The 23,150-nt window shown below is 63.8% G+C and carries 19 protein-coding genes; 8 read left to right on the top strand and 11 right to left on the bottom strand.

What is annotated here, in order from left to right; genetic code table 11:
* Genes AC0MRV_RS04645 through AC0MRV_RS04660 form a run of 4 tightly spaced genes read right to left on the bottom strand, consistent with a single transcriptional unit; the run spans position 1 to position 1,909 of the window.
* Complete coding sequence (locus tag AC0MRV_RS04645; RefSeq protein WP_472763264.1) at positions 1-339, bottom strand: histidine triad nucleotide-binding protein; 339 nt, start codon at positions 337-339, stop codon at positions 1-3.
* A 23-nt stretch (positions 340-362) separates the two neighbouring features.
* Entirely contained in the window at positions 363-869 is a 507-nt protein-coding gene (locus AC0MRV_RS04650) for a hypothetical protein (RefSeq protein WP_472763265.1), read from the bottom strand.
* The gene (gene nrdR, locus AC0MRV_RS04655; protein ID WP_472763266.1) at positions 866-1,327 is read right to left on the bottom strand and encodes a transcriptional regulator NrdR; all 462 of its coding nucleotides are present in this window, start codon (positions 1,325-1,327) and stop codon (positions 866-868) included. The genes AC0MRV_RS04650 and nrdR overlap by 4 nt, the downstream gene beginning before the upstream one ends.
* Before the next feature lie 15 nt (positions 1,328-1,342).
* Entirely contained in the window at positions 1,343-1,909 is a 567-nt protein-coding gene (locus AC0MRV_RS04660; RefSeq protein WP_472763267.1) for an anthranilate synthase component II, read from the bottom strand.
* 77 nt (positions 1,910-1,986) lie between these two features.
* Between AC0MRV_RS04660 and tgt the strand changes: the two genes are divergently transcribed.
* On the top strand, positions 1,987-3,126 hold the full coding sequence (tgt, locus tag AC0MRV_RS04665; RefSeq protein WP_472763268.1) for a tRNA guanosine(34) transglycosylase Tgt: 1,140 nt from the start codon (positions 1,987-1,989) through the stop codon (positions 3,124-3,126).
* 8 nt (positions 3,127-3,134) lie between these two features.
* Here tgt and AC0MRV_RS04670 read toward each other — a convergent pair whose 3' ends face one another.
* A complete protein-coding gene (locus tag AC0MRV_RS04670) occupies positions 3,135-5,747 on the bottom strand; it encodes an ATP-binding protein (RefSeq protein WP_472763269.1) in 2,613 nt (870 codons plus the stop codon).
* A gap of 186 nt (positions 5,748-5,933) precedes the next feature.
* Between AC0MRV_RS04670 and AC0MRV_RS04675 the strand changes: the two genes are divergently transcribed.
* The 3 genes from AC0MRV_RS04675 to secA all read left to right on the top strand — a co-directional run bounded on the left by AC0MRV_RS04675 (position 5,934) and on the right by secA (position 10,603).
* Positions 5,934-6,860, top strand: coding sequence for a UDP-glucuronic acid decarboxylase family protein (locus AC0MRV_RS04675; protein ID WP_472763270.1), 927 nt, complete (start codon positions 5,934-5,936; stop codon positions 6,858-6,860).
* 120 nt (positions 6,861-6,980) lie between these two features.
* On the top strand, positions 6,981-7,415 hold the full coding sequence (locus tag AC0MRV_RS04680) for a hypothetical protein (protein WP_472763271.1): 435 nt from the start codon (positions 6,981-6,983) through the stop codon (positions 7,413-7,415).
* Positions 7,416-7,585: 170 nt separating this feature from the next.
* Positions 7,586-10,603, top strand: a complete 3,018-nt coding sequence (gene secA / locus AC0MRV_RS04685; RefSeq protein ID WP_472763272.1) for a preprotein translocase subunit SecA — start codon at positions 7,586-7,588, stop codon at positions 10,601-10,603.
* Positions 10,604-10,670: 67 nt separating this feature from the next.
* Here the strand turns inward: secA and AC0MRV_RS04690 are convergent, their stop codons facing one another.
* The gene (locus AC0MRV_RS04690; RefSeq protein ID WP_472763273.1) at positions 10,671-11,111 is read right to left on the bottom strand and encodes a hypothetical protein; all 441 of its coding nucleotides are present in this window, start codon (positions 11,109-11,111) and stop codon (positions 10,671-10,673) included.
* A gap of 124 nt (positions 11,112-11,235) precedes the next feature.
* Between AC0MRV_RS04690 and AC0MRV_RS04695 the strand changes: the two genes are divergently transcribed.
* From AC0MRV_RS04695 to AC0MRV_RS04705, 3 genes are all read left to right on the top strand, one after another.
* Entirely contained in the window at positions 11,236-11,964 is a 729-nt protein-coding gene (locus tag AC0MRV_RS04695; RefSeq protein ID WP_472763274.1) for a cysteine peptidase family C39 domain-containing protein, read from the top strand.
* A 15-nt stretch (positions 11,965-11,979) separates the two neighbouring features.
* A complete protein-coding gene (locus AC0MRV_RS04700; protein WP_472763275.1) occupies positions 11,980-13,452 on the top strand; it encodes a RimK family protein in 1,473 nt (490 codons plus the stop codon).
* 171 nt (positions 13,453-13,623) lie between these two features.
* Complete coding sequence (locus tag AC0MRV_RS04705; protein ID WP_472763276.1) at positions 13,624-14,844, top strand: carboxylate-amine ligase; 1,221 nt, start codon at positions 13,624-13,626, stop codon at positions 14,842-14,844.
* Between the two features lies 1 nt (position 14,845).
* Here AC0MRV_RS04705 and AC0MRV_RS04710 read toward each other — a convergent pair whose 3' ends face one another.
* Together AC0MRV_RS04710 and AC0MRV_RS04715 are read right to left on the bottom strand one after the other, a co-directional pair.
* Positions 14,846-15,397: a lipocalin family protein gene (locus AC0MRV_RS04710; RefSeq protein WP_472763277.1), complete on the bottom strand. Its 552-nt coding sequence runs from the start codon at positions 15,395-15,397 to the stop codon at positions 14,846-14,848.
* A gap of 48 nt (positions 15,398-15,445) precedes the next feature.
* A complete protein-coding gene (locus tag AC0MRV_RS04715; RefSeq protein WP_472763278.1) occupies positions 15,446-17,410 on the bottom strand; it encodes a sialate O-acetylesterase in 1,965 nt (654 codons plus the stop codon).
* 64 nt (positions 17,411-17,474) lie between these two features.
* On the opposite strand from AC0MRV_RS04715, the gene chrA reads away from it, so the two are divergent.
* Positions 17,475-18,737: a chromate efflux transporter gene (chrA, locus tag AC0MRV_RS04720; protein ID WP_472763279.1), complete on the top strand. Its 1,263-nt coding sequence runs from the start codon at positions 17,475-17,477 to the stop codon at positions 18,735-18,737.
* Here the strand turns inward: chrA and AC0MRV_RS04725 are convergent.
* The 3 genes from AC0MRV_RS04725 to AC0MRV_RS04735 form a co-directional block, all read right to left on the bottom strand.
* Entirely contained in the window at positions 18,729-19,169 is a 441-nt protein-coding gene (locus AC0MRV_RS04725) for a hypothetical protein (protein WP_472763280.1), read from the bottom strand. The genes chrA and AC0MRV_RS04725 overlap by 9 nt on opposite strands.
* Before the next feature lie 165 nt (positions 19,170-19,334).
* Positions 19,335-20,873 carry a hypothetical protein gene (locus tag AC0MRV_RS04730; protein WP_472763281.1) on the bottom strand — a complete coding sequence of 513 codons (1,539 nt, stop codon included), beginning with the start codon at positions 20,871-20,873 and terminating at the stop codon, positions 19,335-19,337.
* Between the two features lie 249 nt (positions 20,874-21,122).
* On the bottom strand, positions 21,123-23,150 hold the full coding sequence (locus tag AC0MRV_RS04735) for a copper-translocating P-type ATPase (RefSeq protein ID WP_472763282.1): 2,028 nt from the start codon (positions 23,148-23,150) through the stop codon (positions 21,123-21,125).

Here is a 23,150-nt window from a genome sequence, read left to right on the forward strand (position 1 = left end):
TCAACCCGGGGGCCACTGCATCTGGCGTTGGCCGAGCAGGTGGACGTGCAGGTGGGGGACGCTCTCGCAGCCGTCCGGGCCGTTGTTGATCACGACCCGGAAGCCGTTGGTGAGCGCAAGTTTTTTGGCGACGTCGCGGGCGGTGAGCAGCAGGTGGCCGAGCACGGCTTGGTCTTCGTCCGCCGCTTCGCCGACGCGCGGAATCGGCTTCTTGGGAATCACCAACACGTGCACGGGTGCCTGCGGTTGGATGTCGTGGATCACGATGCAGTGCTCGTCCTCGTGTTCGATCTTCGCGGGGATTTCGCGGGCGATGATCTTTTCAAACAGGGTGGGCATGCGGAAAGACTGGCCGGCTGCGTTTAGAGAAACAAGAGATTCAGGTTGGCTGATGGGGCGGTGCGGGCGGCGGCCAATTCGCGGATGAAGGCGAGGGCGTCGGCGTAGGCTTGTTTGCGCTTTTGCGTCTGGCGTTTGTCTGGTGGCAGGAGCGCCGGGCGCAGGTTGGTGACGAGCAGGGTCGACTCGCGAAAGGGCGCGAGGCGCTTGAGGCCGGTCATGAGTTCGGCGCGGGCGAAGAGCGGCTCGACGGCGGTTGCGGTCGAGGTGGCGTCCCAGTGAAAGAAGCCGTGACGAGGCAGGTGGCTGAAGGACTCCTCCAGCAGTTTGGCGGCGGCGGTGTTGAAGGCGGCGTCGTAGCGGGCCGCGAACTCGGGGTGCTCGCGGGTCTGCTCTTCAAACTCGGCCAAGCTGAAGGTGATCGCGCTCTTGATCTGCTCGGCGAGGTAAAGGTTTTGCCCGGTGACGTGGGCAAAGATCGCGTTGATGTGATGGAGGCGACGAAGGTCTTCGCGCTGCGGTTTCGTCATGCCTTGGGGCGAGGCTCGAGGGCGTTGATCTCGTGGATAAATTCCGAGGCGTCGCGAAACTGTTTGTAGATGCTGGCGAAGCGCACGTAGGCGACCTGGTCGATGCGGGAGAGGCGTTGCATGACCGCGTCACCGATGTGGCGCGAAGGGATGTGGGCATCGAACTGCGCTTCGAGCGCGTCGATCACGTCCTCGATGAGCATGGCGATCTGCTCGTCGTCGATCGGGCGTTTGTGACAGGCGGCGTTGATGGCGCGGGCGAGCTTGGACCGATCGAAGTCCTCGCGGCGGCCGTCGCGTTTGATCACGGAGAGGCCTTCGCGCACGAGGGTTTCCGTGGTGCTGAAGCGGTGCCCGCATTCCAGGCATTCACGACGGCGACGGATGGTGTTACCCTCCTTGCTGATGCGGGAGTCGATGACCTTGTCATCGATCGAAGTGCATTTGGGACAGCGCATGGCGGCGGAGTGGGATCAGTTCAGAGCCAGAAAGTTCTCCAAAATCTTCATGCCCCCCTCGGTGGCGATGGACTCAGGGTGGAATTGCACGCCCCAGATCGGCAGGGACTTGTGGCGGATACCCATGATCTCGCCCTCGGCGGTCTCGGCCGTGATTTCGAGGCAGTCGGGCAGGGTGGCGCGCTCGATGAGCAGGGAATGGTAGCGGGTCGCGGCAAAGCCCTGCGGCAGGCCGGCAAACACGTCGGTGTCGGTGTGGGTGATGGGCGAGGTCTTGCCGTGCATGAGCCGGTCGGCCCGCACGATGTTGCCGCCGAAGTGATGGCCGATGGACTGGTGGCCGAGGCATACGCCGAAGAGGGGCACTTTGCCGGCAAAGGCGGCGATCATGGCCAGCGAGACGCCGGCTTCGCGCGGCGAGCAGGGGCCGGGGGAGATGAGCACGCGGTCGGGCTGAAGCGCGAGGGCCTCGTCGGGCGTGATCTCGTCGTTGCGAAACACACGCTGCTCCACGCCCAATTGGCCAAAATATTGGACGAGGTTGAAGGTGAAGGAGTCGTAGTTGTCGATGACGAGCAGCACGGGGCGGGAGAGTAGCCGAGCATTAGCTGGCGGATTGACACCGGGGTCAAGCGTCCGGGTAGGCTGTGGGTGCCGCCATGCCCGCTCACTTTGACCTGATTACCACCGACACAGCCACGGCCGCCCGCCGCGGTCGGCTTCGCACCCGTCATGGGATCGTGGAGACACCGATTTTTATGCCGGTGGGCACCCAAGGCACCGTGAAGGCCCTCACCCCGGCGCACCTGCGGGAGATCGGCGCGCAAATCATTCTCGGCAACACCTACCACCTCAACCTGCGGCCCGGTAGCGAATTGGTCGCCGAGATGGGCGGACTGCACAAGTTCATGGGGTGGGACAAACCGATCCTGACCGACAGCGGCGGGTTCCAGGTCTTCTCCTTGGCCAAGTTGCGCAAACTCAAGGACGACGGCATCGAGTTTCAGAGCCACCTCGATGGAAAGACGCTCTTTCTCGGCCCGAAGGAGGTCATGGCGATCCAAACCAATCTAGGCAGCGACATCGCCATGGTGATCGATGAATGCCCGCCCTGGCCCTGCGAACGCGACGCCTGCGCGGCGGCGGTCGAGCGGAGTTTTCGTTGGGCGAAACAGTGTCGCGACATCGCGGTCGATTCGGGATTTCTCGCGCAGCGGCATCACCTCTTCGGCATCGTGCAGGGTTCGACCTTCGACGACCTGCGGCGCGAGGCGGCGGAGCAGCTGGCCACGCTCGACCTGCCGGGCTACGCGGTCGGCGGCGTGAGTGTCGGTGAACCGGAACCGGAAATGCTCAAGCAGGTGGGCGCGACGACGCCGCACATGCCGACCGACAAGCCTCGTTATACCATGGGCCTCGGCACCCCGCCGCAGTTGCTCAAGATGGTGGCGCTAGGGGTGGACATGTTTGACTGCGTGCTGCCGTCGCGCGTTGCCCGCAACGGCCTCGTCTTCACGCCGGACGGCCCGATCAATTTGCGCAACGAACGCTTTCGCGATGATCCGAATCCGATTGTGGACGGGCTCGCGAACTACACCTGCCGCAACTTTTCGCGGGCGTATTTGCGGCACCTCATCATCGCCGAGGAGATGCTCGGTGGCACCCTGCTCACCTTGCACAACCTGCACTTTTATCTCGATCTCATGAGTCAGGCGCGGGCTCACATCGAGGCCGGGGATTACGGGCCGTGGCACCGGGCTTGGATCGAGCGCTACGAAGCGGGTGCGGCGGCCCGCTGACCTTCTGGTCACGCGGCTTTCAGACCGGGGAATAATTGCCGGGCCTCCACTTCGAGTTGAGCGATGAGGTCCATGCTTTGCACGAGCCGATCGGCCGCGAGGGACCAGTCGGCCGCAAGTGCGGCCTTTTCCACCGCGATGAGCGCGCTGCGGACCGTGCGCGAACCGAGGTTGGCGCTACTGCCGGCGATGGCGTGGGCGCAACGGGCCGCGGCCTCGGCCTGGTGTTGACTGAGTAGCTCCTGGAGTTCGCCCAAGCGCTCCTCAATGGTGACGAAGTAGTTGTGCACCAAGTCCTCCAGCAAGGTCGCGTGCGTCTGTCCGGGCAGCTCCCGATACTCGGCCATAAGCTCCGCGTCCAACAAGGGCTCGTGACCGTTTTCCTGCCCGTCCGCAGTGGGGACGAGTGGGGTAGGGGCGATCACGCGCCAGCGTTGCAATACGTCGCGCAGGATGTCGGAGCGAATGGGTTTGGTCACGTGGTCGTTCATCCCGACCGCGAGGCAGCGTTCCTTGTCCCCCTTCATGGCGTAGGCGGTGAGGGCGATGACGGGAATGTCTGCTGGAATTCCGGGAACCCCACCTTCGCGAATGCGCTGTGTGGTCGTGTAGCCATCCATGACCGGCATCTGGCAGTCCATCAGCACGGCGGCATACGGGCCCTCCGGTCCTTTTTGCAGTGCCTCGGCGCCGTTGCCAGCGACGACGTAGCGCAAGCCCATTTTCTCGAGCAGGAGCGAGGCGACCATCTGATTGGTCGGGTTGTCCTCAACCAACAGGACCTTGCGGCCACAGGCAGCCGGAGGTGCTGACGACGACGCAGGCGCGGTGGGCGCTGCCCGTGGATCCAGACGATTGCCGGTGGTTGGCGGAGACGCCGGTCGGGGGGCTAACCCAGCGATATCCGGCAGGGCGGCGGCCTTCGCCAGTTTGAGAACAAACCAGAAGGAGGAGCCCTCTCCGGGCGCGCTGTGGAAGTCGATCGAGCCGCCCATCATCTCAACCAATTGACGGGAGATGGCGAGGCCCAGACCGGTGCCACCATGGCGACGGGAATGCGACCCGTCCACTTGCACAAAGGGGGCGAAAAGTTGCGATTGTTCCGCCGGAGAGATGCCAATGCCGGTATCGGTCACGGTCGCTTTGATCTGACAGCATGTGCTATTCTCCGCGATGACTTCGACCGTCACCTGCACATGGCCTTGCTCGGTGAACTTGACGGCATTGCCGACAAGATTGGTCACGATTTGGCGCAGGCGCAGGCTGTCGGCGACGACGCGATCGGGGATACGCGGGTCCATGGTCGGCGCATGCATTTCAATGCCGCGGTGCTTGGCCTGCGGTTGCATCAGCGCGACCACGTCGTCGACGATTTTGCGCAGGTCGGTCGGCTCGTTTTCTATTCGCATCATGCCGGCCTCGATCTTGGACAGGTCGAGCACGTCGTTGATGATGGCCAACAAGGCGTCGCCGCTTTCGCAGATCACCTTTCCCATGCGGCGCTGGTTGGCGTCGAGGGAGGTGTCCATCAGCAGGTTGGCCATGCCCACGATTCCGTTCATGGGCGTGCGGATCTCGTGGCTCATGTTGGCCAGAAACTGCGATTTCACGCGCGAGGCCTCGAGGGCTTCGTCGCGGTCGCGTTGCATGTCCCGCTGATAGCGTTTCTGGAGGGTCACGTCGGTCGCGGCGCCCACGAGCCAGAAGCGTTGCGGACCGATGCGCGTGATGGTGACGGTTTCGCGTATCCACAATTCGGTGCCGTCATCGGCGACGACGCGAAACTCCTGATCGTAACCGGGCAATTCGTTGTGGAGCGCGTGGCGGCAGCGCCGGTCCATCTCCGGCTGGTCGGGGAGGGCGAGTTTATACCACAGGCCGTCGCGGTTCTCGATGACGCGATTTCCGAACAGGCGTTGGTTGAGGCCCGAGGGCTGGATGTTGAACTTCCAGTCCCAATCGGCGCCGGTGTAGCTTACCTCCGCTTCCCACACCAGGCAGTCCGCCCATGCGAGCAGTTTCTCGAGGCGATCCTCGGTGGCTTGGAGCGCGGCGTCGCTGAGACGTCGATGATGCACGCGAGCGACCTCGGATTGCACGAGGGCATTCAAGTCGTGCATCAACTCGATCTCGTGCTGCTGCCAGTCACGCGGCTCGTGGGTGAGGGTGCCGAACGCGCCCACAACAAAACCATCGGGCGTGCGAATCGGGAATCCGAGGTAGGCGCCCACGGCCGGGGCGGTGGACGGAGCCGGGGAAAGGGTGGGCAACACCAAGGCGTGGCCGCTGGCGACGACTTGTTGGTTGAGCGCGAGGGCGATCGGGTGGCGGCGATCGACCTCGCCGTCGGCTGGCAAGCCTTCGATCGCTTTGAGAAAATGACTTTGCCGGCCCACCAGCGCGACGAAGCTGATCGGCGAGTGGAGAAACTGGCAAGCGAGGCGGGCAAACCGGTGATAGGTGTCGCGTTCGTCGGTGTTGAACAGGTCCAGTCGACGCAGGGCGTTCACGCGGGCGGGATCGTCCAGCGGCAGGGCCTTGGCGGCAGCCCGGGCACAACCGTCACGGCCCGGTAGCTGGGGCGAGGAGACCGGCGGGGAGCTGGGGGAGGCGGGCGTCATGAGGAATGGTCATGCATGATGCGGCCCGGGCGGTTGCGCGGGGGCACACGGCTACACTACGGAGGCTTATCGGGTGCCGGGGCGGGAGGTTGAGGAAAACATGTTTGCCGTGTGCCCTTCCGTGGTCGTGGTGCTGGCGCGTGCTCATGGCTCGACACGAACGGGTGGAGGGCCTCGACTGCGACCATGCGCATCCTTGTCACCGGCGGAGCCGGTTTTTTGGGCTCTCACTTGTGCGATCGTTTGCTCGGCGACGGCCACGAGGTCGTTTGTCTCGATAACTTCTTCACGGGGCGGAAGGCCAACATCGCCCACTTGCTGGGCAATCCCGACTTCGAGCTGGTGCGCCATGATGTGATCGATCCCTTCAAGTTTGAGGTCGATCAGATCTACAATCTGGCCTGCCCCGCGTCCCCGCCGCACTACCAATACAACCCCATCAAGACCACGAAGACCTCCGTGATGGGGGCGATCAACTGCCTCGGCCTCGCCAAACGCGTGCGGGCGCGCGTCTTTCAAGCGAGCACCAGCGAAGTCTACGGCGATCCAGCGGTGCATCCGCAGCCGGAGTCCTACTGGGGCAACGTCAACCCGATCGGCCAACGCTCCTGCTACGATGAGGGCAAGCGCTGCGCCGAGACCCTGTTCTTCGACTACCACCGGGAGAACGGCGTCGATATTCGCGTCGTGCGCATCTTCAACACCTACGGTCCGCGGATGCACCCGAACGATGGCCGGGTGGTGTCCAACTTCATCGTGCAGGCGCTCAAAGGAGAGGACCTCACCGTCTACGGCGATGGCTCGCAGACCCGGTCCTTCTGCTACGTCGACGACCTTATCGAAGGCTTCGTGCGCCTGATGCAGCAGGACGAAACCGTGGGCCCGGTGAACATCGGTAATCCCGGCGAGTTCACCATGCTGGAACTCGCCGAGCTCACCCTGAAACTCGTCGGTGGCTCCTCCAAAATCGTGCACCTGCCGCTCCCGGCCGACGACCCGAAGCAACGCCGACCCGACATCTCGCTGGCGCAGCATCATCTCGGCTGGGCCCCAACTGTGCCCTTGCAGGATGGCCTCGAGCGCACCATCGCCTACTTTCGCACCCAGGTCTGACCCGCCTGCCTGGCAATCGCCCCTCGGCGGGAACCGCGATGGCGGGTTCGCGGTCCGGAGGGGTCTCCTTTTCTTGGCGGGTTGCCGATCCGCTTCTTCGCAACATCCGATCCAAACATCATGAAATCCATCCGCCCTGTTATCACATTCCTCGCTCTTGCGCTGTTCGCCTTGCCGGCGATGGCGGCCAATCGTGAATTCGCGCTTTCGGCTCCGGCCAAGGTGCCTTCCGGCGGCACGGTGAACGCGGTGATCAGCGCCAGCACCGACGCGAAGGGGGAACAGATTGGCTTCCTGCAGGCGGAGTATTCGCTCGATGGGGGCGAGACTTGGACCGGCATCTCCTACGACCAGGATCTCGGTCCCCGGGCGTCCCGCTCCGCCGAGATTCGTTCCGGTGCCCCTGGTTCCACGGTCATGATCCGCGCGCGCATCGCGTTCCGCGGCGGCAGCGACGGCGATGTCGACTACCGGGGCGAGACCCTGGATTGGGAAACGTCGTGGAACAACTGGAGCACGCCGCCCGCCAAGGCGGTCACCGTTGAGGTCAAATAAAACGGCGCAGACCTGTCTCAATCATGTGCGCCATGCTGGCGCACATCGGCTCGCGCGTGCCGACTCCAACCGGTGCGCGCGTCGACGAGTTCCGCGAAAGTTACCTCTGAGCGGCATCCCGATTTGTCATTTGCCAAGGCCGTGGCCCGGCCTACGCTGGCCGGTTCCTCATGTTCGACTTTCTGTTCAAACGTTTCGCCGGTCGTCACTACCGCAAGTTCCTCGAGTCCGTTAAGCCCACGGTGGCCAAGATCAACGAGCTCGAGGTCTCGTATCAGTCGCTCACCGACGAGCAGTTGCAGGCCAAAACGGTCGAGTTTCGCGAGCGTTTTAAGAACGGAGAGTCCCTCGACGATTTGCTTCCCGAGGCCTACGCGGCGGTCAAAAATGCGGCCCGCCGTCTCGTCGGTTCCACCGCCGAGGTGAATGGACATGAGCAGACCTGGGATATGGTGCACTTCGACGTGCAGCTCATCGGTGGCATCGCGCTTCATCGCGGCAAAATCGCTGAAATGGCCACGGGTGAGGGCAAGACGCTGGTCGCCACCCTGCCACTGTATCTCAACGCGCTGACCGGTCGCAACTCGCAGCTCGTCACCGTCAACGACTACCTCGCCCGCCGCGACTCGCAGTGGATGGGCCACCTCTACAAGTTTCTCGGTCTTACCGTGGGCTGTATCCAGCAGCAGATGTCGCCGTCGGTCCGCCGCGAGATGTATGGCTGCGACATCACCTACGGCACCGCTTCGGAGTTCGGCTTCGACTACCTGCGCGACAACGGCATGGCCACGCGCAAGGAGGACCAGGTCCAGCGCGACCACTGGTTCTGTATCGTCGACGAAATCGACTCCATCCTCGTCGACGAAGCCCGCACCCCGCTCATCATCTCCGGTCCCGCGCCCATCGAGCGCGAGCAACCCTTCACGCGCCTCAAGCCCACGGTTGAGCGGCTCGTGAACATGCAGCTCAAGCACTGCAATCGCCTCATCTCCGAAGCCAAGCCGGTCATCGAGGACGAGAACGCCTCGGCCGAGGCTCGGGACGAGGCCATGCGCAAGCTGCTTCAGGTGAAGCTCGGCAGCCCGCGGAACAAACAACTGCTGCGCGTCCTCGAGATCCCCGCCGCGCGCAAGGCGCTCGACAAGATCGAGACCGAGATGAACTCCGATCTGCAGAAGACCGAGATGTTCGCCCTCAAAGAGGAGCTCTTCTTCACCATCGACGAGCGCCAGCACCAGGCTGACCTCACCGAAATCGGCCGCTCGACCCTGCGTCCTGACAACCCCGACGCCTTCGTCCTGCCCGACCTCGCCACCGAACATTCGGCCATCGATGCCGACGCGTCCCTCACGCCCGAGCAGCGCGAAGAAAAGAAGAACGCCTCGCACCAAGCATACGCCGCGGTCTCCGAGGAGATTCACGCCATCTCCCAACTCCTGCGCGCCTTCTGCCTCTACGAGCGCGATGTCGAATACGTCGTGCAGGAGGGCAAGGTGAACATTGTCGATGAAAACACCGGTCGTGTCATGCCGGGTCGCCGGTGGTCCGATGGCCTGCACCAGGCGGTCGAAGCCAAGGAGGGTGTGACCATTGAGCGTGAGACCCGCACTTACGCGACGGTCACGATCCAAAACTACTTCCGCATGTATGAGAAGCTGGCCGGTATGACCGGCACAGCTGAGACGGAAGCCACCGAGTTCAGCGAAATTTATCGCCTGGGCGTCCAGGTCATTCCGACCAACAAACCCAACATCCGCGTCGATAAGAACGACTCCATCTTCAAGACCCGACGCGACAAGTTCAACGCGGTCGTCGCGGAGATCACGGAGGCCAACAAGCGCGGCCAGCCCGTCCTCGTGGGCACCGTGTCGGTCGAGTCGTCCGAAGTGCTTTCCCGCATGCTTCGGCGTGCCGGCATCACCCACACCGTGCTCAACGCCAAGTTCCACGAGCAGGAGGCCGACATCGTCGCCCGCGCTGGTCACCGCGGCGCCGTCACCATTGCGACCAACATGGCCGGTCGTGGCACCGACATCAAACTCGGTGAGGGCGTGCGCGAGCTCGGCGGCCTTTACGTGATCGGCACCGAACGTCACGAGTCACGCCGCATTGACCGCCAGTTGCGAGGTCGTTGCTCGCGTCAGGGCGATCCCGGCACGACCAAGTTCTTCCTCTCGCTGGAAGATAACCTCATGCGCCTCTTCCTCCAGGGCAACCTGGCCTCCCGCCTCATGGAGGGTTCCATGCGCGAGGGCGAAGAGCTGGAGCACTCGCTGCTCAACCGCTCCATCGAAAGCGCCCAGAAGAAGGTCGAGCAGCAGAACTTTTCCATCCGCAAGCGTCTCCTCCAATACGACGACGTGCTCAACCAGCAGCGCGAGGTCATCTACGGCATCCGCAATGGCGCGATCCACGCCGAGCGTCCGAAGGAGATCATTTTCGAGCAGGTGGAGGAGGAGATCCAAGAACGCCTCGAAGCCGCTGGATGGGAAGACAAGTCCGGCGCGACCGAAGACGCCGTCGATCACCTCGTCGGTTGGTTCAACACCCACTTCCCGGTCGGTCTCAAGATCGATGAACTCAAGGACAAGGACTTCGAAGCCGCCACCGCCGTGGTGCTGGAGCGCGTCAAACGCGCCTACTCGGTGAAGGAATCCGTCGAGGTCCCGGAGGCCCTCGGCGCTCTGGAACGCTACGTCATCATCAACGCGATTGACCGCCACTGGCAGGAGCATCTCACCGAGATGGAAGAGCTGCGCCGCGCCATCGGCCTGCGCTCCTACGGCCAGAAGGATCCGCTCGTCGAATACAAGGGCGAGGCCTTCAAATACTTCGAGGAACTCATGGCCAACGTGCGGGTGCAGATTTGCACGGGTCTCTTCCGCAGCGCGTCCAACATTCAGGCCTTCGAAAACATGCTGCAGATGCTCAGTCGCGGCGCGAAAACCGAGGGGCCGGAAAACGCACCGGCATCCACCGCGCCGAGCGCCCCGCGGGTCCAGGTTCGCTCCACCGTCACTGGCGGCGGGGTAGGTGGCCTGCCGGGTGGTCCGACAAGCAGACCGGCCAGTGACATCAAGTTGCCGATGCCCAAGCCGAAGCCTGTGCAGACGATGCCCAAGGTCGGTCGCAACGACCCGTGTCCTTGCGGCAGCGGCAAGAAATACAAGCAGTGCCACGGCCGCTGAGCCGCCAACTGCTGACCAATCGTAGCCGGGGTCGTCGACCCCGTGCTGGGTTTGACCGACTGCGCACTTACCGCACGCTGGCGACCGCACCGTCGCGGAAGATCACCTGCAGTCCGCGCTTTTCCTCGCGCTGGTAGACGGCTTCCCGCACTGGAATGCGGTAGCTGATCTGCTGGCCGGTGCGCACGTCGAATTCGGTGATCTCCTCATAGTCGACGGTCTCCTCGCTCACCTTGCGCTGCGAAACCTTCGGGTAGTTCCAGATTGTGACGATCCCGCCGTCATTGGCGGTGAAGGTTTCCATGTCACCGGGTTTGCCGAGCGCCACGTAGACCATGTCGAAACTGTCCCCGGGTTTGATCTCTCCCCGCGCGACGCGCTCCTGCGTCACCGGGTTCCATTCGCGGTAGACCGCCTCGCGTTCCTTGATGCGCGTGCCGACCGTTTCGCAGCCGGCCATTGCCCACAGCACGACCAATCCGAGTCCAACCCGCGCAACACGTTTCATGGTGCGAGAACCTTGTCGCCGGTTTGACGCCGCGTCGAGGCCGCACATCGATTACAAAAACCTTTCACAAGCTTTGCTTGGCAGCGTGGGGCGCCGTGCTAATCAGCGTCCCTCGACATCGTAAATGTCACCGACCGATTCGCCTCCCCGGCACCTGCTCTCTTTCGAGATCCTTTCCCAGCCCGACGACACCACCTGCGGCCCGACCTGCCTGCACGCGATCTACCGTTACTTCGATCGCGAGGTGCCCTTGCCCGAGCTCATCCGTTCCGTGCCCCGTCTCCCGACCGGCGGCACCCTTGGCGTCCTTTTGGCGATCGACGCGTTGCGCCGTGGTTATCGCGCCTCGATTCACAGCTACAACCTGCAGGTCTTTGACCCCACCTGGTTCAGCCTGCCGTCGGGCGAACTGATCGCCAAGCTCGTCGCCCAACAAAAGGTGCGTCGTTCCGAGAAGCTCAAACTCGCCTCGGCCGCCTACGTCGAGTTTCTCGAACTCGGCGGCACCCTGCATTTCGAGCCCATCAGTGGCGCGCTCATCCGTCGTCACCTGCGGCGGGACCGTCCCATCCTCACGGGGCTCAGTTCGACTTACCTCTACCAGGCGATGCGGGAATACGGTCCCGATGACGAGGACGACGATCTGCGCGGCAACCCCTCCGGGCACTTCGTCGTGCTCTGCGGCTACGACCGCAAGGAGCGCCTCGTCGAGATTGCCGACCCCCTGCAGTCCAATCCCCATTCACCCACGCGGCGCTACGCCATCGATATCAACCGCGTGATGTCCTCCATCCTGCTCGGTGTCCTCACCTACGACGCCAACCTCATCATCCTCGAACCCCCGTCCGCCTGAGTCCCAGGTTTTGTCATGCGCAGTCTCATCGTGGTCAACCATCCCGAGCGTTGGCCGTTCTCCATTCCCGGCGTCGAAGTCGTCGCCGCCCGGGCTTATCTCACCGATCCGGCCTTCACCGCCCAGCGTCACGTGCGGGTTTACAACCTGTGCCGTTCCTATCGGTATCAAACAGTTGGATACTACGTTTCGCTGCTGGCCGAGGCGCGCGGCCATCGGCCGCTGCCCAGCGTGTCGACCATCCAGGACCTGAAGTCGCCGGTCGTTGCCCGCATCCTTTCGCAGGAAATCGACGACCTCATCCAGAAGTCGCTCGCGCCGCTCAAGGGTGACCGCTTCGTGCTGAGCATCTACTTCGCGCGCAACACCGCCCGCGCCTACGACCGGCTCTGTCAGCAACTTTACAATCAGTTCCAGGCGCCGCTCATGCGTGCGACCTTCGTGCGCCGCGAGGACCGTTGGGATATGCAGGACATCAGTTCCATCTCGGCCGCCGACGTGCCGGAATCCCATCGCTCCTTTGTGGCCGAGGTCGCGAAAGACTTCTTCGCCGGCCGCCGCCCGACTCGCAAACCCAAGACGCCGCCGCGCTACCACCTCGCCATCCTCCATGATCCGACCGAGGAGCACACCCCCTCCAACGAGAAGGCCATCCAGAAGTTCATTCGTGCCGCGGAGAACCACGACGTGGAGGCCGAGGTCATTTCGCGTGACGATTATTCACGCCTGGCCGAATTCGACGCCCTCTTCATCCGCCAAACCACCGCGGTCAACCACTTCACCTTCCGCTTTGCCAGCCGCGCCCAGGCCGAGGGCCTGGTGGTGATCGACGACCCGCAGTCGATCCTGCGCTGCACCAACAAGGTTTACCTTGCCGAGCTGCTCGACCGCCACGACATCCTCGCGCCGCGCACCATCATCGTGCACAAGGACAATGTCGATGAGGCGCCTGCCCAACTCGGTTTCCCGATCATCCTCAAGCAACCCGACAGCGCCTTTTCGCTGGGCGTGAAGAAGGTGAAGACCCGCGAGGAATACGACGAAGTCACCGCGCAACTCTTTGAGGACACCGATCTCCTGATCGCGCAGGAATTTCTCGTCACCGACTTCGACTGGCGCATCGGTGTGCTCGATCGCAAGGCCATTTACGCGGCCAAATACTTCATGGCCCGCAAACATTGGCAGATCATCTCCAACCAAGCCGGCGGCGGCGCCGATTACGGCAAGGTCGAGGCAGTGCCGGTCGAGCTGGTCCCGCAGTCGGTCGTGCGCACGGCCGTCAAGGCGGCCTCGCTCATCGGCGACGGCCTCTACGGCGTCGATGTGAAACAATCCGGTCGCCAGGCCTACGTCATCGAGGTGAATGACAATCCCTCCATCGACGCCGGTTACGAAGACGTGCTGCTCAAGGACAGCCTCTACGAACGCATCATCGAATATTTCGTCGCCAAACTCGATCGTCGCAAGGAGCGGCGGGTCGAGGAATAAGTCACGTGAGGATTGGCCGCAAAAAGGCGCAAAAGGCGCAAAAATGAAGACTAGGAAGGACGCAGTCGTCCCCGCGCCTATCGGCGCACGCACGTGACCGCCCGCAGTTGAGATTTTTTGCGCCTTTTTGCGGCTATTCGTCTTTCCGCCTCCCGCCCGACATCCCTTTCCATGAAACCTCCGCACCTCTTCGCCTACTTCGGCGTCGAACTCGAATACATGCTCGTCGATCGCGACGATCTGAGCGTGCGCCCGTGGGCCGATCGCATCCTGATCGACGACGCGGGCAAACCGATCTCCGACATCGAGCGTGGTCGCCTCACCTGGTCCAACGAACTCATTGCCCACGTGCTGGAGATCAAAACGACATTGCCCGAGGAATCGCTCGACGGACTCGCCGAAGCCTTTGCCGCCGAGGTCGCCGAGGCCAACCGTCGCCTCGCACCGCACAATGTCTGCGTGCTGCCGACCGCGATGCACCCGACCATGCGGCCCGAGGAAGCCGTGCTGTGGACGCACGATTTCTCCGAGGTCTACGAGGCCTTTGACCGCATCTTCGATTGCCGTGGCCACGGCTGGTCCAACCTGCAGAGCGTGCACCTGAACCTGCCCTTTGCCGACGACGCCGAGTTCGCGCGCCTGCATGCCGCCATCCGTCTCGTGCTGCCGCTGTTGCCGGCGCTGGCCGCCTCGTCACCGTTCGTGGAAGGCCAGTCCACCGGCTGCGCCGACAACCGCCTCGCGTTCTACCGCAACAACTCGATCAAACTGCCCGCGCTCTGCGGTCGCGTGATCCCAGAGCCGGTGTATTCGCGCGCTGACTACGAACGGGTCATCTTCGGCCCCATCGCCGAGCAGCTCGCTCCGCACGACAAAGACGGTGTGCTCGAAGCCCGTTTTTCCAACTCCCGTGGCGCCATCGCGCGCTTCGACCGCGATGCCATCGAGATCCGCGTGCTCGACATTCAGGAATGCCCGGCGGCGGACCTCGCGGTCCTGCGCGTCATCATCGCGCTGCTGCGCGAACTCGTGGCGGAGGCCAACCTCTCCCTCGCCGAACAGCAGACCGCCCAGGTTGAACCACTCCGCGCGCTCTTCGACGCGGCGGTGGAGCAGGGCAGCGGCGCCGTGGTCACCGACCCGCTCATCCTGCGCGCCTTCGGCCATTCGGGTGCGTCCGCCACCATGTTGGAGCTCTGGCGCGAAGTCGCTAAACGACTCGATCCTTGCGCCGCCGGATCGGTCAACGAGAAGGAAGCTCTCGCGGTCATCCTGCAACACGGTCCGCTCGCCGAACGCCTGCAACGCGCCCATGCCGCCGGCCAGTCGCTGGACGCGATCTACCGCCGCTTGGCGGATGGTATTGAGTCGAACACGATGTTTGTCGCTTGAGTCACGGGGTCGTGTGCGGCACGCGTTGGAGTTTGCTCAGGTCGAAGTCGCGGCGCACCAGCTCGGTGCGGAGCTTTTCGTAGGTCGCTTCGTCGATCTGTGGTGAACGGGTCATGATCCAGGCCAAGTCGCGATCGGGGTGGCCGATCACGGTCTGGTCGTATTCGTCGTTCACATACAGGATCAGGTAGGGCGAGGTGATGAGCCCGAAGAAGGTCATGCGCCATTCGGCGTTGCTCTCGGTATCGAAGACCCGGCCGGTCGGGCGGTAGGTCTTCAGCTCGCCATCGGGTCCGCCGGCGTTGAAGCGGTAGGTGGTTTCGATTCGGCCGTTTTCCCTGCGTGCGTAGGTTTCGGTCGCATTGTGAGCGTTCTTGTCGATGGCCGTCGGAGTATAGCCGTGGACATACCAGGTGCCCATGAAGCGATCGAGGTCGACGAATTCAGCCAAGGCCATCGGCGGCGTGCCGCGCTGCGGTCCGCTTTGGCATCCGACCCAAAAGAAAAACGAGGAGAGGAGTCCGGAAAGGGTGGCGAACGAACGTTTCGACATGCCCGACCCTAGCCAGGTCGGGCTTTGACGCCAGCGACGGCGGCCGGTTTACCACTGGTCGGTGCGGAAAGGGACGGCGGGCTGGCCGGCGCCATTGCTGAGCGGCGTGTGCGGACTCGATTGCCAAGCGTAACGCACGGCGACCGGATGCGGAACCGTGGGCGAACGCAGCACAATGGTGTCACCGTCGATGAGGGGCTTCGCCCAGTGCCACTGGCGGTCGGCTCCGGCGACGGCAAAGGCTTGGTCGCGACCTTCTTCGCGCAAGTGGAGTCCGCCGTCGGTGTGGTCGAAGTGCAGGCGGACGGACGATCCTTCGACGTCATAGCCGCTGAGCGTCGGGCCCTGCCAGACGACGTCGTAACCGTAGGCGACGGCGAGCGCGGCCGACACCGCACGGGCCCCGACGGGTTGTTTGTCGCGGGGATGGATGTCGTTCTGATCACCGGTATCCGTCGCATTCACGAAACCGCTGCGACGAGTGTGCTGGGTGGCGTTCCACTGGGCGTCGCGGATCTTGGTCCAACCGTTGCTGAACCCGGCTTCGTCGCTACGGCCCATGAATTGGGGCAAACCGATCACGAGGAAAGGAAAGTCGCCCTGGCCGAAATGTTCGCGCCAGTCGGCCATGAGGGCTGGAAGCAGGTCGTAGTAGGAATCCGGATATTCCTGGTTGGCTTCGCCCTGATACCAGATGGCGCCCTTGATCGCCAAACCGGCGAGAGGGGCGATGAAACCCTGATACTCGACGATCGGCGCGGTGGGGTAGTTTTCGAAATCGAGCGGCAGCGGGTGCGGCGGAGCGGCGTGCACGCTCAGTTTGCCCTTCCAGGTGCCGGCGAGATCTATCTTCGATTCGTCGCCGAGCTGGAGATAGGGGATGCCTTCCTCGTTGGCCGGGATGCCGCCAGCGCCGGTGCGTTTGAAGATGCGGATGGCGACAACGTTCTCCCCCGGTTTGAGCAAATCGGCCGCGACCCGGTGACGGCGGGGATTGCCCACCCACGAGCTGGCGCCAACCCAGGTGCCGTTGATGTAGGAGCTGTCCATCTTGTCGACCTGACCGAGAAAGAGCCGGGCTTCACCCTCCGGCAGCGGGTAGGGCAGGGTGAAGGTGCGGCGGATCCAGATGACGCCCGGATCCTCGCCGACCCCGAGCTTGCCGAAGCCGGTCGGCACTTCGACGTCGGTCCAATCGGAGTCATCCAGTTCGACCGCCGACCAGGCCGGATCGGCGTCCTGCCCGAGGTCGTAGTCGTCGAGCCAGTGCATGAGGAAACTGCCGTATTCGTTTTCCACGCCGGCGGCGACGAGGCGCTCCATTTCCGCGAGCTTGGCGCTGAACTCGTCGAACGAGGCGAGGCCCGTCGGGCTGATCCAACACTCAATAGCGGTGCCGCCGACGGCGGCGGAGACGAGCCCGATGGGCACGCCCAGCTCGCGATTGAGGCCTTGGCCGAGCAGGTAGCCGATGCCGGAGAAGCGTCGGGCGGAGTCCGCCGTGCTCACGATCCACTCGCCGCCGGCGGTGGGCAGTGGCGAATAGGCGGCGCGCCCACGCACCGCGAACATGCGGATGGCGTCGTTGTCGGCGGTGGCGAGCACCTCGTCGGCTCCGTCCATGAAACCAACGGGCACGGCCATGTTCGACTGGCCGGAGCAGAGCCAAACGTCGCCGACGAGGATGTCGGTGAGCTGCACGTGGTCGTGGCCTTCGCCACGGATCTCGATCGTGTAGGGTCCGCCAACGCCGGGCGGTGTGAAGGCGATTTGCCAGCGACCATCTTCGCCGGAGGTGGTTTGATACGTGGTGCCGTCGAGCGTGAGCGCCACCGAAGTGTCGGGCTGGGTCCAGCCCCAGAAGCGATTGGGCTGGTCTCGCTGCAGCACCATGTGATCGCCAAAGAGATTGCTTAAAAACGGAAGATCGTCGGCGGCGCGGACGAGAGGCGCGGCCAATAGGAATACGACGGCGCACAGGCGCAGCGGGCGGGGCAGGGGTTGCAAGCGCATGGTTCGAATTTGAACGGAAGAGGGTGCGGTGGCCAAGGCGGCATCGTGCTAACCCCGGACCGCGATGGCCGACGTTGACGTGCCGGAATCGGTTGCGGGAGGCGTCGAGTTGCGTATGCAAACCGTGTTCATGCCTGCCCGCCGCGTCACCTTGTCCGAGTTGTTCTGGTGTTTCCTCAAACTGGGTTGCGTGTCCTTTGGCGGCCCGGTGGCCCACCTCGGTTTTTTTCAAACCGAATTTGTGCAGCGACGGAAGTGGCTGAGCGATGCGGACTACGCCGACCTCGTGGCGCTGTGTCAGTTTTTGCCGGGACCGGCGAGCAGTCAGGTGGGGTATGCGATCGGGCTGCGCGAGGGCGGGTTTGTTGGCGGCCTACTGGCGTGGGTGGGGTTCACGCTGCCATCGGCGGTGCTCATGATCGGGTTCGCGCTCGGCGTCGCAACGTTGGGCGACGTCGGCCAGGCCGGATGGGTGGTCGGGCTTAAGCTGGCGGCGGTCGCGGTGGTGGTGCAGGCGATCTGGGGGATGGCGGTCAAATTGTGTCCCGATGTTCCGCGCGCCGGGCTCGCGCTCGCTGCGACCGTGCTGTTGGTCGCGACCGAAGGCGCGGGATGGCAAGTAGTCGCAATCCTGGCCGGTGCGTTGGCGGGTTGGATCCTGTTTCGCGGCCATACGGCGGAGCGGTCGAGCGCGGTGACTGCTGCGAGCGAGTCAGTCGTGCTGCCGGGTTGGATTTGGCTGACCGGCTTTTTCGCCCTGTTGGTCGGACTGCCGCTGCTCGTGGGCGCCGGGGTGGGCGGTGAGGGGCTGCTTGTTTTTGATGGGTTCTACCGGGCGGGTGCCTTGGTCTTTGGCGGTGGGCATGTGGTGCTGCCGCTGCTCGACGCATTTACGGTGGGCCGGGGCTGGGTGGATCCGGAGATCTTTCTGGCGGGCTACGGTGCGGCGCAGGCCCTGCCCGGGCCCTTGTTTGCTTTCTCCAGTTTTCTGGGCGCATCGATCTCGACGGGTCCGGGGGGGATTGCCGGTGGCGTGTTGGCCTTGGTGGCGATCTATGTGCCCTCGTGGCTGCTGGTGCTCGGTGCGATGCCGTATTGGGAGCGCCTGCGCCACCTGCCGGCGGCACAGGCGGCGCTGCGGGGCACGAACGCGGCGGTGGTCGGACTGCTGGTCGCGGCGCTGATTGATCCGATTTGGCCGGCCGCAATGACCTCGACGCGGCGCATCGCGTTCGCGGCCATGGCCTTCGTGGGATTGAAGTTCACCAAGTTGCCGCCGTGGGCGGTGGTGCTGGTCTGTGGCGGGGCGGGCGCGCTGCTATTTTAAGGCGGCGAGCGCCTGCGCTTCGCGGCGCGGATCGCGCACCTGGACGACCAGGTCGTCGAGAAAGGTCACCTCGCGCACCAACACGTGAACGACCCGGTAAACGTCGGCGACTTCGGCGGAGTGGCGGCGTTCGTCGACGCGCAGCAGCTGGGAGCCTTCCTTGATGTATTGCTTCTCTGTATACACCCAACTTCGGCGGATGCGACCGTTGCTGGTGCTGAGGGATTTGTCGTCGTCGGGTGTGCCGAACGCGATCTCGACCATCGCCGGGGTGTCACCGGTGCGCACCTCGCCGGTCAACAGTCTGGCCTGCACTGCGGGAGCAAGGCTTTGGAAGACCTCCGCGTGCTGGCGGGCGCGGGTGCTGACGGATTGGCAGCCGGCGCCGGCCAGCGCCAACAGGGCAGACAGACTCACAAGGCGGCGCATCATGTCGCCAAACTGTAACGCCGACGTCACGTGGTCGACACGGGAGTGTCACCAAGGGGCAAATGTCACAAAGGTTACGATGCGGTTCGGCGGCCCCGGGCTGTCGGGCATAAAAAGGGCGCCCGTGATGGGCGCCCTGAAAAGACTGCGTGAGTTTAACGGCTCGAGTTAGCCACGGGTGGCGGCGAAGAACTCGGCCACGACTTGCTCAAGTTGCGCCTGCGACGGGTGGAAGGGCGGATGCGAGGACAGCAGCAGGTAGTAGAAGTCGCCCAGCGGCTCACCACCGACGGTCGCGATCTGGTCGAAGTCCGAATTGGTGCTGTTGGAGTAGGTGTGGTTGATTTCCACGCCGGCGGGCAGGATCCAAACGTGCACCACAGACGGGTCACGACCATAGGCGTCGGTGACGGATTTGGTGAACACCTGGTAGGTCGCACCTTCAAACGTGACTTCAAACGCGTTTCCGACCACCGCGCCGCTGCCGTCGGCACCGAGGTTGCCGGAGATCCACGCGCGGTCGACGGTCGCGTTGCGAACCGACAGCACGAACACGCCGCTGCCTTCGATGGTGTAGTAGGATGAGTCGGTGCCGTAGGCATCGTCGCCATTCGCCAACTGGCCGTTGGTGTAGGGGATCATGGCCGTCGCGACCCCGGGCCAGTAGTCGAGCGCTCCGTTATTCTGTAGTGGAGACTGCAGTATGTTGCCGGCGTCATACATGTCGCGGCCACCGTCGTAGATGAGGTTTGAGCTGTTGTAGTTGTTGCCATCGTAGTTGAAGGCGTAGGCGTTCGGCAGGACGGCGGTGACGTTGCCAAGCAGGGCAGGCAGAGAAGCGACTTCGTCGTCAAGCGAGGGCAGGCCGGTGTTGCTGCCGAGGGTGTCGATGCGGACGTTCAGATCGGCAATGGCGTCGGTGTTGGCGGTGACGCGCGTATCCAGATCGGAGATACTGGCCTGCACGAGGGTCAGCTCACCGTCGAGGGCAAGGATGTCGTTGTTGATTCCAGAAACCGCGCTTTGCAGCGTGGCGACGTTCTGTTGCAGGTCGATGACCAGGGTGTTGTTGGCCACGATCGCGTTGATGTCGGAAAGAGAGGGGATTTCAGAACGAAGCTGGGCGATGGTCGCGTTGATCGCGTCGATCTGAGCGAGCGCGGCGGCGTTTTGATCGGCGACCTCGAGCTTGAACGCGGCGAGTTCGGCCGCCTGGGCATCGAGCGTGGCGGCGAGGCTGGCGTAGAGCGACTGCAGCGAGGCAAAGCCGTTGGACACGGTTTGCCCAAGCGCGGCCAAGGCTGCTTCGAGTTCGGCCTTGTCCTGATCGGCTTCGGCATCGACGCGAACGATTTGAGCGTGAAGGTCACCGATCTCCGCTTGCTGAGCAGCAATGGTGCCGTTGATCGCGCCGATCTCGTCGAGGATTCCGCCGATGGCGGCGGCGTTGGCGGCAATGTTGCCCTCGTTGGCACTGACGCGGCTTTCCAGGGCGGCGAGGCCGGCGAGCAGAACCGAAGAGTCGGATTCGAGATCGGCGATCGCGGCCGAGTTGTTGGCGATGAGCTCGTTGAGGTAGACGAACGGTTTTCCGTTGGGCGTGCTGCCGCCGTTGGTGTTGGAGCGGCCTTGGGCCGAGAGCGGATTGGCGGTGGCAAAGGACAATGCCGTAGCCGCAACCGCGCAGATGAACGCAGATCGTTTCATGAGTCGAATGGGAGTAGTGGGTTGTTGAAGCGCCCAGCTGGGTCGATGGGCTGTTGGACAAATCGAGAGGAGAGCCCCTCGGGTTCGCAGCCCTGAGTCAGTGCAGAATGCAACGCGATGAAATTTCGTAAGAAACGAAATAAAAGCCATTTATGTCGACCAGACTGGGCCTTAAATCGGCCTTCAGTAGGTCCGTTTTGCCCCCGCCCAATGGTTGATGTGCGCGGGTTCGACGCACTGGCCCAACGCTCAGTCGTCCAAGCGGACTCGTCGCAGCCGCAGGGCGTTGGAGACAACGCTGATGGAGCTTAGGCTCATGGCGACACCGGCGAACATCGGGTGAAGCAACCAGCCGGTGAGCGGGTAAAACAAACCGGCGGCGACAGGCAGGCCGAGGCTGTTGTAGAAGAAGGCGAAGAAGAGGTTCTGCTTGATGTTCCGCAGGGTGGCGCGCGCCAGCGTGACCGCGGCGGCGAGCGCCGCGAGGTCACCGCGCACGAGCACGAGACCGGCGCTGTTCATGGCGACATCGGTGCCGGTGCCCATGGCCACGCCGACATCGGCGGCAGCGAGGGCGGGCGCGTCATTGATGCCGTCGCCGGCGAAGACGACGGTGGCGCCGCCAGTCGCGTCGGCTCTGGCGGCTTTGACCAGCTCCTGTTTTCGTTCAGGGGTCACTTCGGCGTGCACCGCGTCGAGTCCGAGTTCGTTGGCGATACGGCGGGCGGAAGCCTCGCGGTCGCCAGTCACCATCACGACCTTGATACCACGTTGGTGCAGGGCTTTCAGTGCGGCGGGGGTGCTGGATTTGATTTTATCCTCGAGGGCGATGTGCCCGAGCAAGGTTTCGCCCCGTCGCACCGCAACCAAGGAGGCGTGCGGGTGCTCGTCGATCTGAGCGTTGGTATCGGCTCGGCCGACGGTGATGGTGTCGCCGTCGACCGTGGCGTGTGCGCCCTGACCCGGTTCGCTGGCGAAGTCGATGGAGTCGGGAATCGTGAGATTCCGGTCCTTGGCGGCGTCGATGATGGCGCGGGCCAGCGGATGTTCGCTGTGGGTTTCCACGGCGGCAGCGAGTGCCAGGAGTTGATCCTCGTTGGTTTGTTGGTCGCGAGATTCGAGGCCCACGACCTGCGGGCGTCCCTCGGTGAGCGTGCCGGTCTTGTCGATGAGCAGGGTGTTGGCGTGGGCGAGGCGCTCAAGCGCGGTGGCGTCCTTGACCAAGACTCCGGCTTGAGCGCCGCGACCGATGCCGGTGACGATGGAAACCGGCGTGGCGAGTCCGAGTGCGCAGGGGCAGGCGATCACGAGCACGGCGACCGCGTTCAACAGGCCCCAAAGCCAGCCTTCGTCGCCGCCGAGAAGCGTCCACGCACCGAAGGTGACGACCGCGATTGCGAGCACGGACGGGACAAAAATATTGGAGACGCGATCGGCCAGGCGCGCGATGGGCGGTTCGCTGTCGGCGGCCTCCTCGACGAGTTTGATGATCTTGGCCAACAGGGTGTCGCCGCCGACGCCGCGCGCGGTGATGACGAGGGTGCCGGAGGTGTTGACGGTGCCGGCGCTGACGGTGTCGCCGCGCTTTTTCAGGACCGGCTCCGGTTCACCGGTGAGCATGGCTTCGTCGACCTCGCTGCGGCCGTCTGCGACCTCGCCGTCAACTGGCACGTTTTCGCCGGGACGGATGCGGAGGCGGTCGCCGACTTGGACTTCCTGCAAAGGCACGTCCTCCTCGTTGCCGTCGGCATCAAGCCGATGCGCAGTCGGCGGAGTCAGGTCCATCAGCCCGCGGATTGCGGCGTCGGTGCGGGAATGCGCGCGCTGTTCGAGGATCTGTCCCAGCAGCACGACGGTGGTGATGAAAGCCGTGGCTTCAAAATAGAGCGGCGCGCCGTGATCCGTGAGCAGCGCGGTGGGAAAATGTTCACCCCAGATCAGCGCGACAAGGCTGTAGAAGTAGGCCACGCCCGTGCCGGTGACGGTGAGCGTGAACATGTTGGTGTCGCGCTCCTTGATGGAAAGCCACCAGCGCCGGATGAAGAAGAGTCCGCTCCAGAAAAAGACCGGGGCGGCCAGCAATGCCTGCAACCAGCCGTTGGCGGCGTGGGAGAGACCGGGAAAACCGTGCGCCCAGGCAGGGACGAGCATGGGCCCCATGGCGATGATCAGGACCGGCAGGGTGAGTGCCACCGCAACGTAGAAGCGCGGCCGCAGCACGCGCTCATGGGGCATGCCCATGTAGACGATCTCGTTGGAGCTGGGGTCGTCGGCCAT

It is taken from the genome of Actomonas spartinae, from assembly GCF_051209155.1.
Lineage (GTDB): Bacteria > Verrucomicrobiota > Verrucomicrobiia > Opitutales > Opitutaceae > Actomonas.

Excerpts from the sequence above, each read along its gene's own strand:
- AC0MRV_RS04645 (WP_472763264.1), bottom strand. The coding sequence starts at position 339 with ATGCCCACCCTGTTTGAAAAGATCATCGCCCGCGAAATCCCCGCGAAG.
- AC0MRV_RS04650 (WP_472763265.1), bottom strand. The coding sequence starts at position 869 with ATGACGAAACCGCAGCGCGAAGACCTTCGTCGCCTCCATCACATCAAC.
- nrdR (WP_472763266.1), bottom strand. The coding sequence starts at position 1,327 with ATGCGCTGTCCCAAATGCACTTCGATCGATGACAAGGTCATCGACTCC.
- tgt (WP_472763268.1), top strand. The coding sequence starts at position 1,987 with ATGCCCGCTCACTTTGACCTGATTACCACCGACACAGCCACGGCCGCC.
- AC0MRV_RS04670 (WP_472763269.1), bottom strand. The coding sequence starts at position 5,747 with ATGACGCCCGCCTCCCCCAGCTCCCCGCCGGTCTCCTCGCCCCAGCTA.
- AC0MRV_RS04675 (WP_472763270.1), top strand. The coding sequence starts at position 5,934 with ATGCGCATCCTTGTCACCGGCGGAGCCGGTTTTTTGGGCTCTCACTTG.
- AC0MRV_RS04680 (WP_472763271.1), top strand. The coding sequence starts at position 6,981 with ATGAAATCCATCCGCCCTGTTATCACATTCCTCGCTCTTGCGCTGTTC.
- secA (WP_472763272.1), top strand. The coding sequence starts at position 7,586 with ATGTTCGACTTTCTGTTCAAACGTTTCGCCGGTCGTCACTACCGCAAG.
- AC0MRV_RS04690 (WP_472763273.1), bottom strand. The coding sequence starts at position 11,111 with ATGAAACGTGTTGCGCGGGTTGGACTCGGATTGGTCGTGCTGTGGGCA.
- AC0MRV_RS04695 (WP_472763274.1), top strand. The coding sequence starts at position 11,236 with ATGTCACCGACCGATTCGCCTCCCCGGCACCTGCTCTCTTTCGAGATC.
- AC0MRV_RS04700 (WP_472763275.1), top strand. The coding sequence starts at position 11,980 with ATGCGCAGTCTCATCGTGGTCAACCATCCCGAGCGTTGGCCGTTCTCC.
- AC0MRV_RS04705 (WP_472763276.1), top strand. The coding sequence starts at position 13,624 with ATGAAACCTCCGCACCTCTTCGCCTACTTCGGCGTCGAACTCGAATAC.
- AC0MRV_RS04710 (WP_472763277.1), bottom strand. The coding sequence starts at position 15,397 with ATGTCGAAACGTTCGTTCGCCACCCTTTCCGGACTCCTCTCCTCGTTT.
- AC0MRV_RS04715 (WP_472763278.1), bottom strand. The coding sequence starts at position 17,410 with ATGCGCTTGCAACCCCTGCCCCGCCCGCTGCGCCTGTGCGCCGTCGTA.
- chrA (WP_472763279.1), top strand. The coding sequence starts at position 17,475 with ATGGCCGACGTTGACGTGCCGGAATCGGTTGCGGGAGGCGTCGAGTTG.
- AC0MRV_RS04725 (WP_472763280.1), bottom strand. The coding sequence starts at position 19,169 with ATGATGCGCCGCCTTGTGAGTCTGTCTGCCCTGTTGGCGCTGGCCGGC.
- AC0MRV_RS04730 (WP_472763281.1), bottom strand. The coding sequence starts at position 20,873 with ATGAAACGATCTGCGTTCATCTGCGCGGTTGCGGCTACGGCATTGTCC.
- AC0MRV_RS04735 (WP_472763282.1), bottom strand. The coding sequence starts at position 23,150 with ATGGCCGACGACCCCAGCTCCAACGAGATCGTCTACATGGGCATGCCC.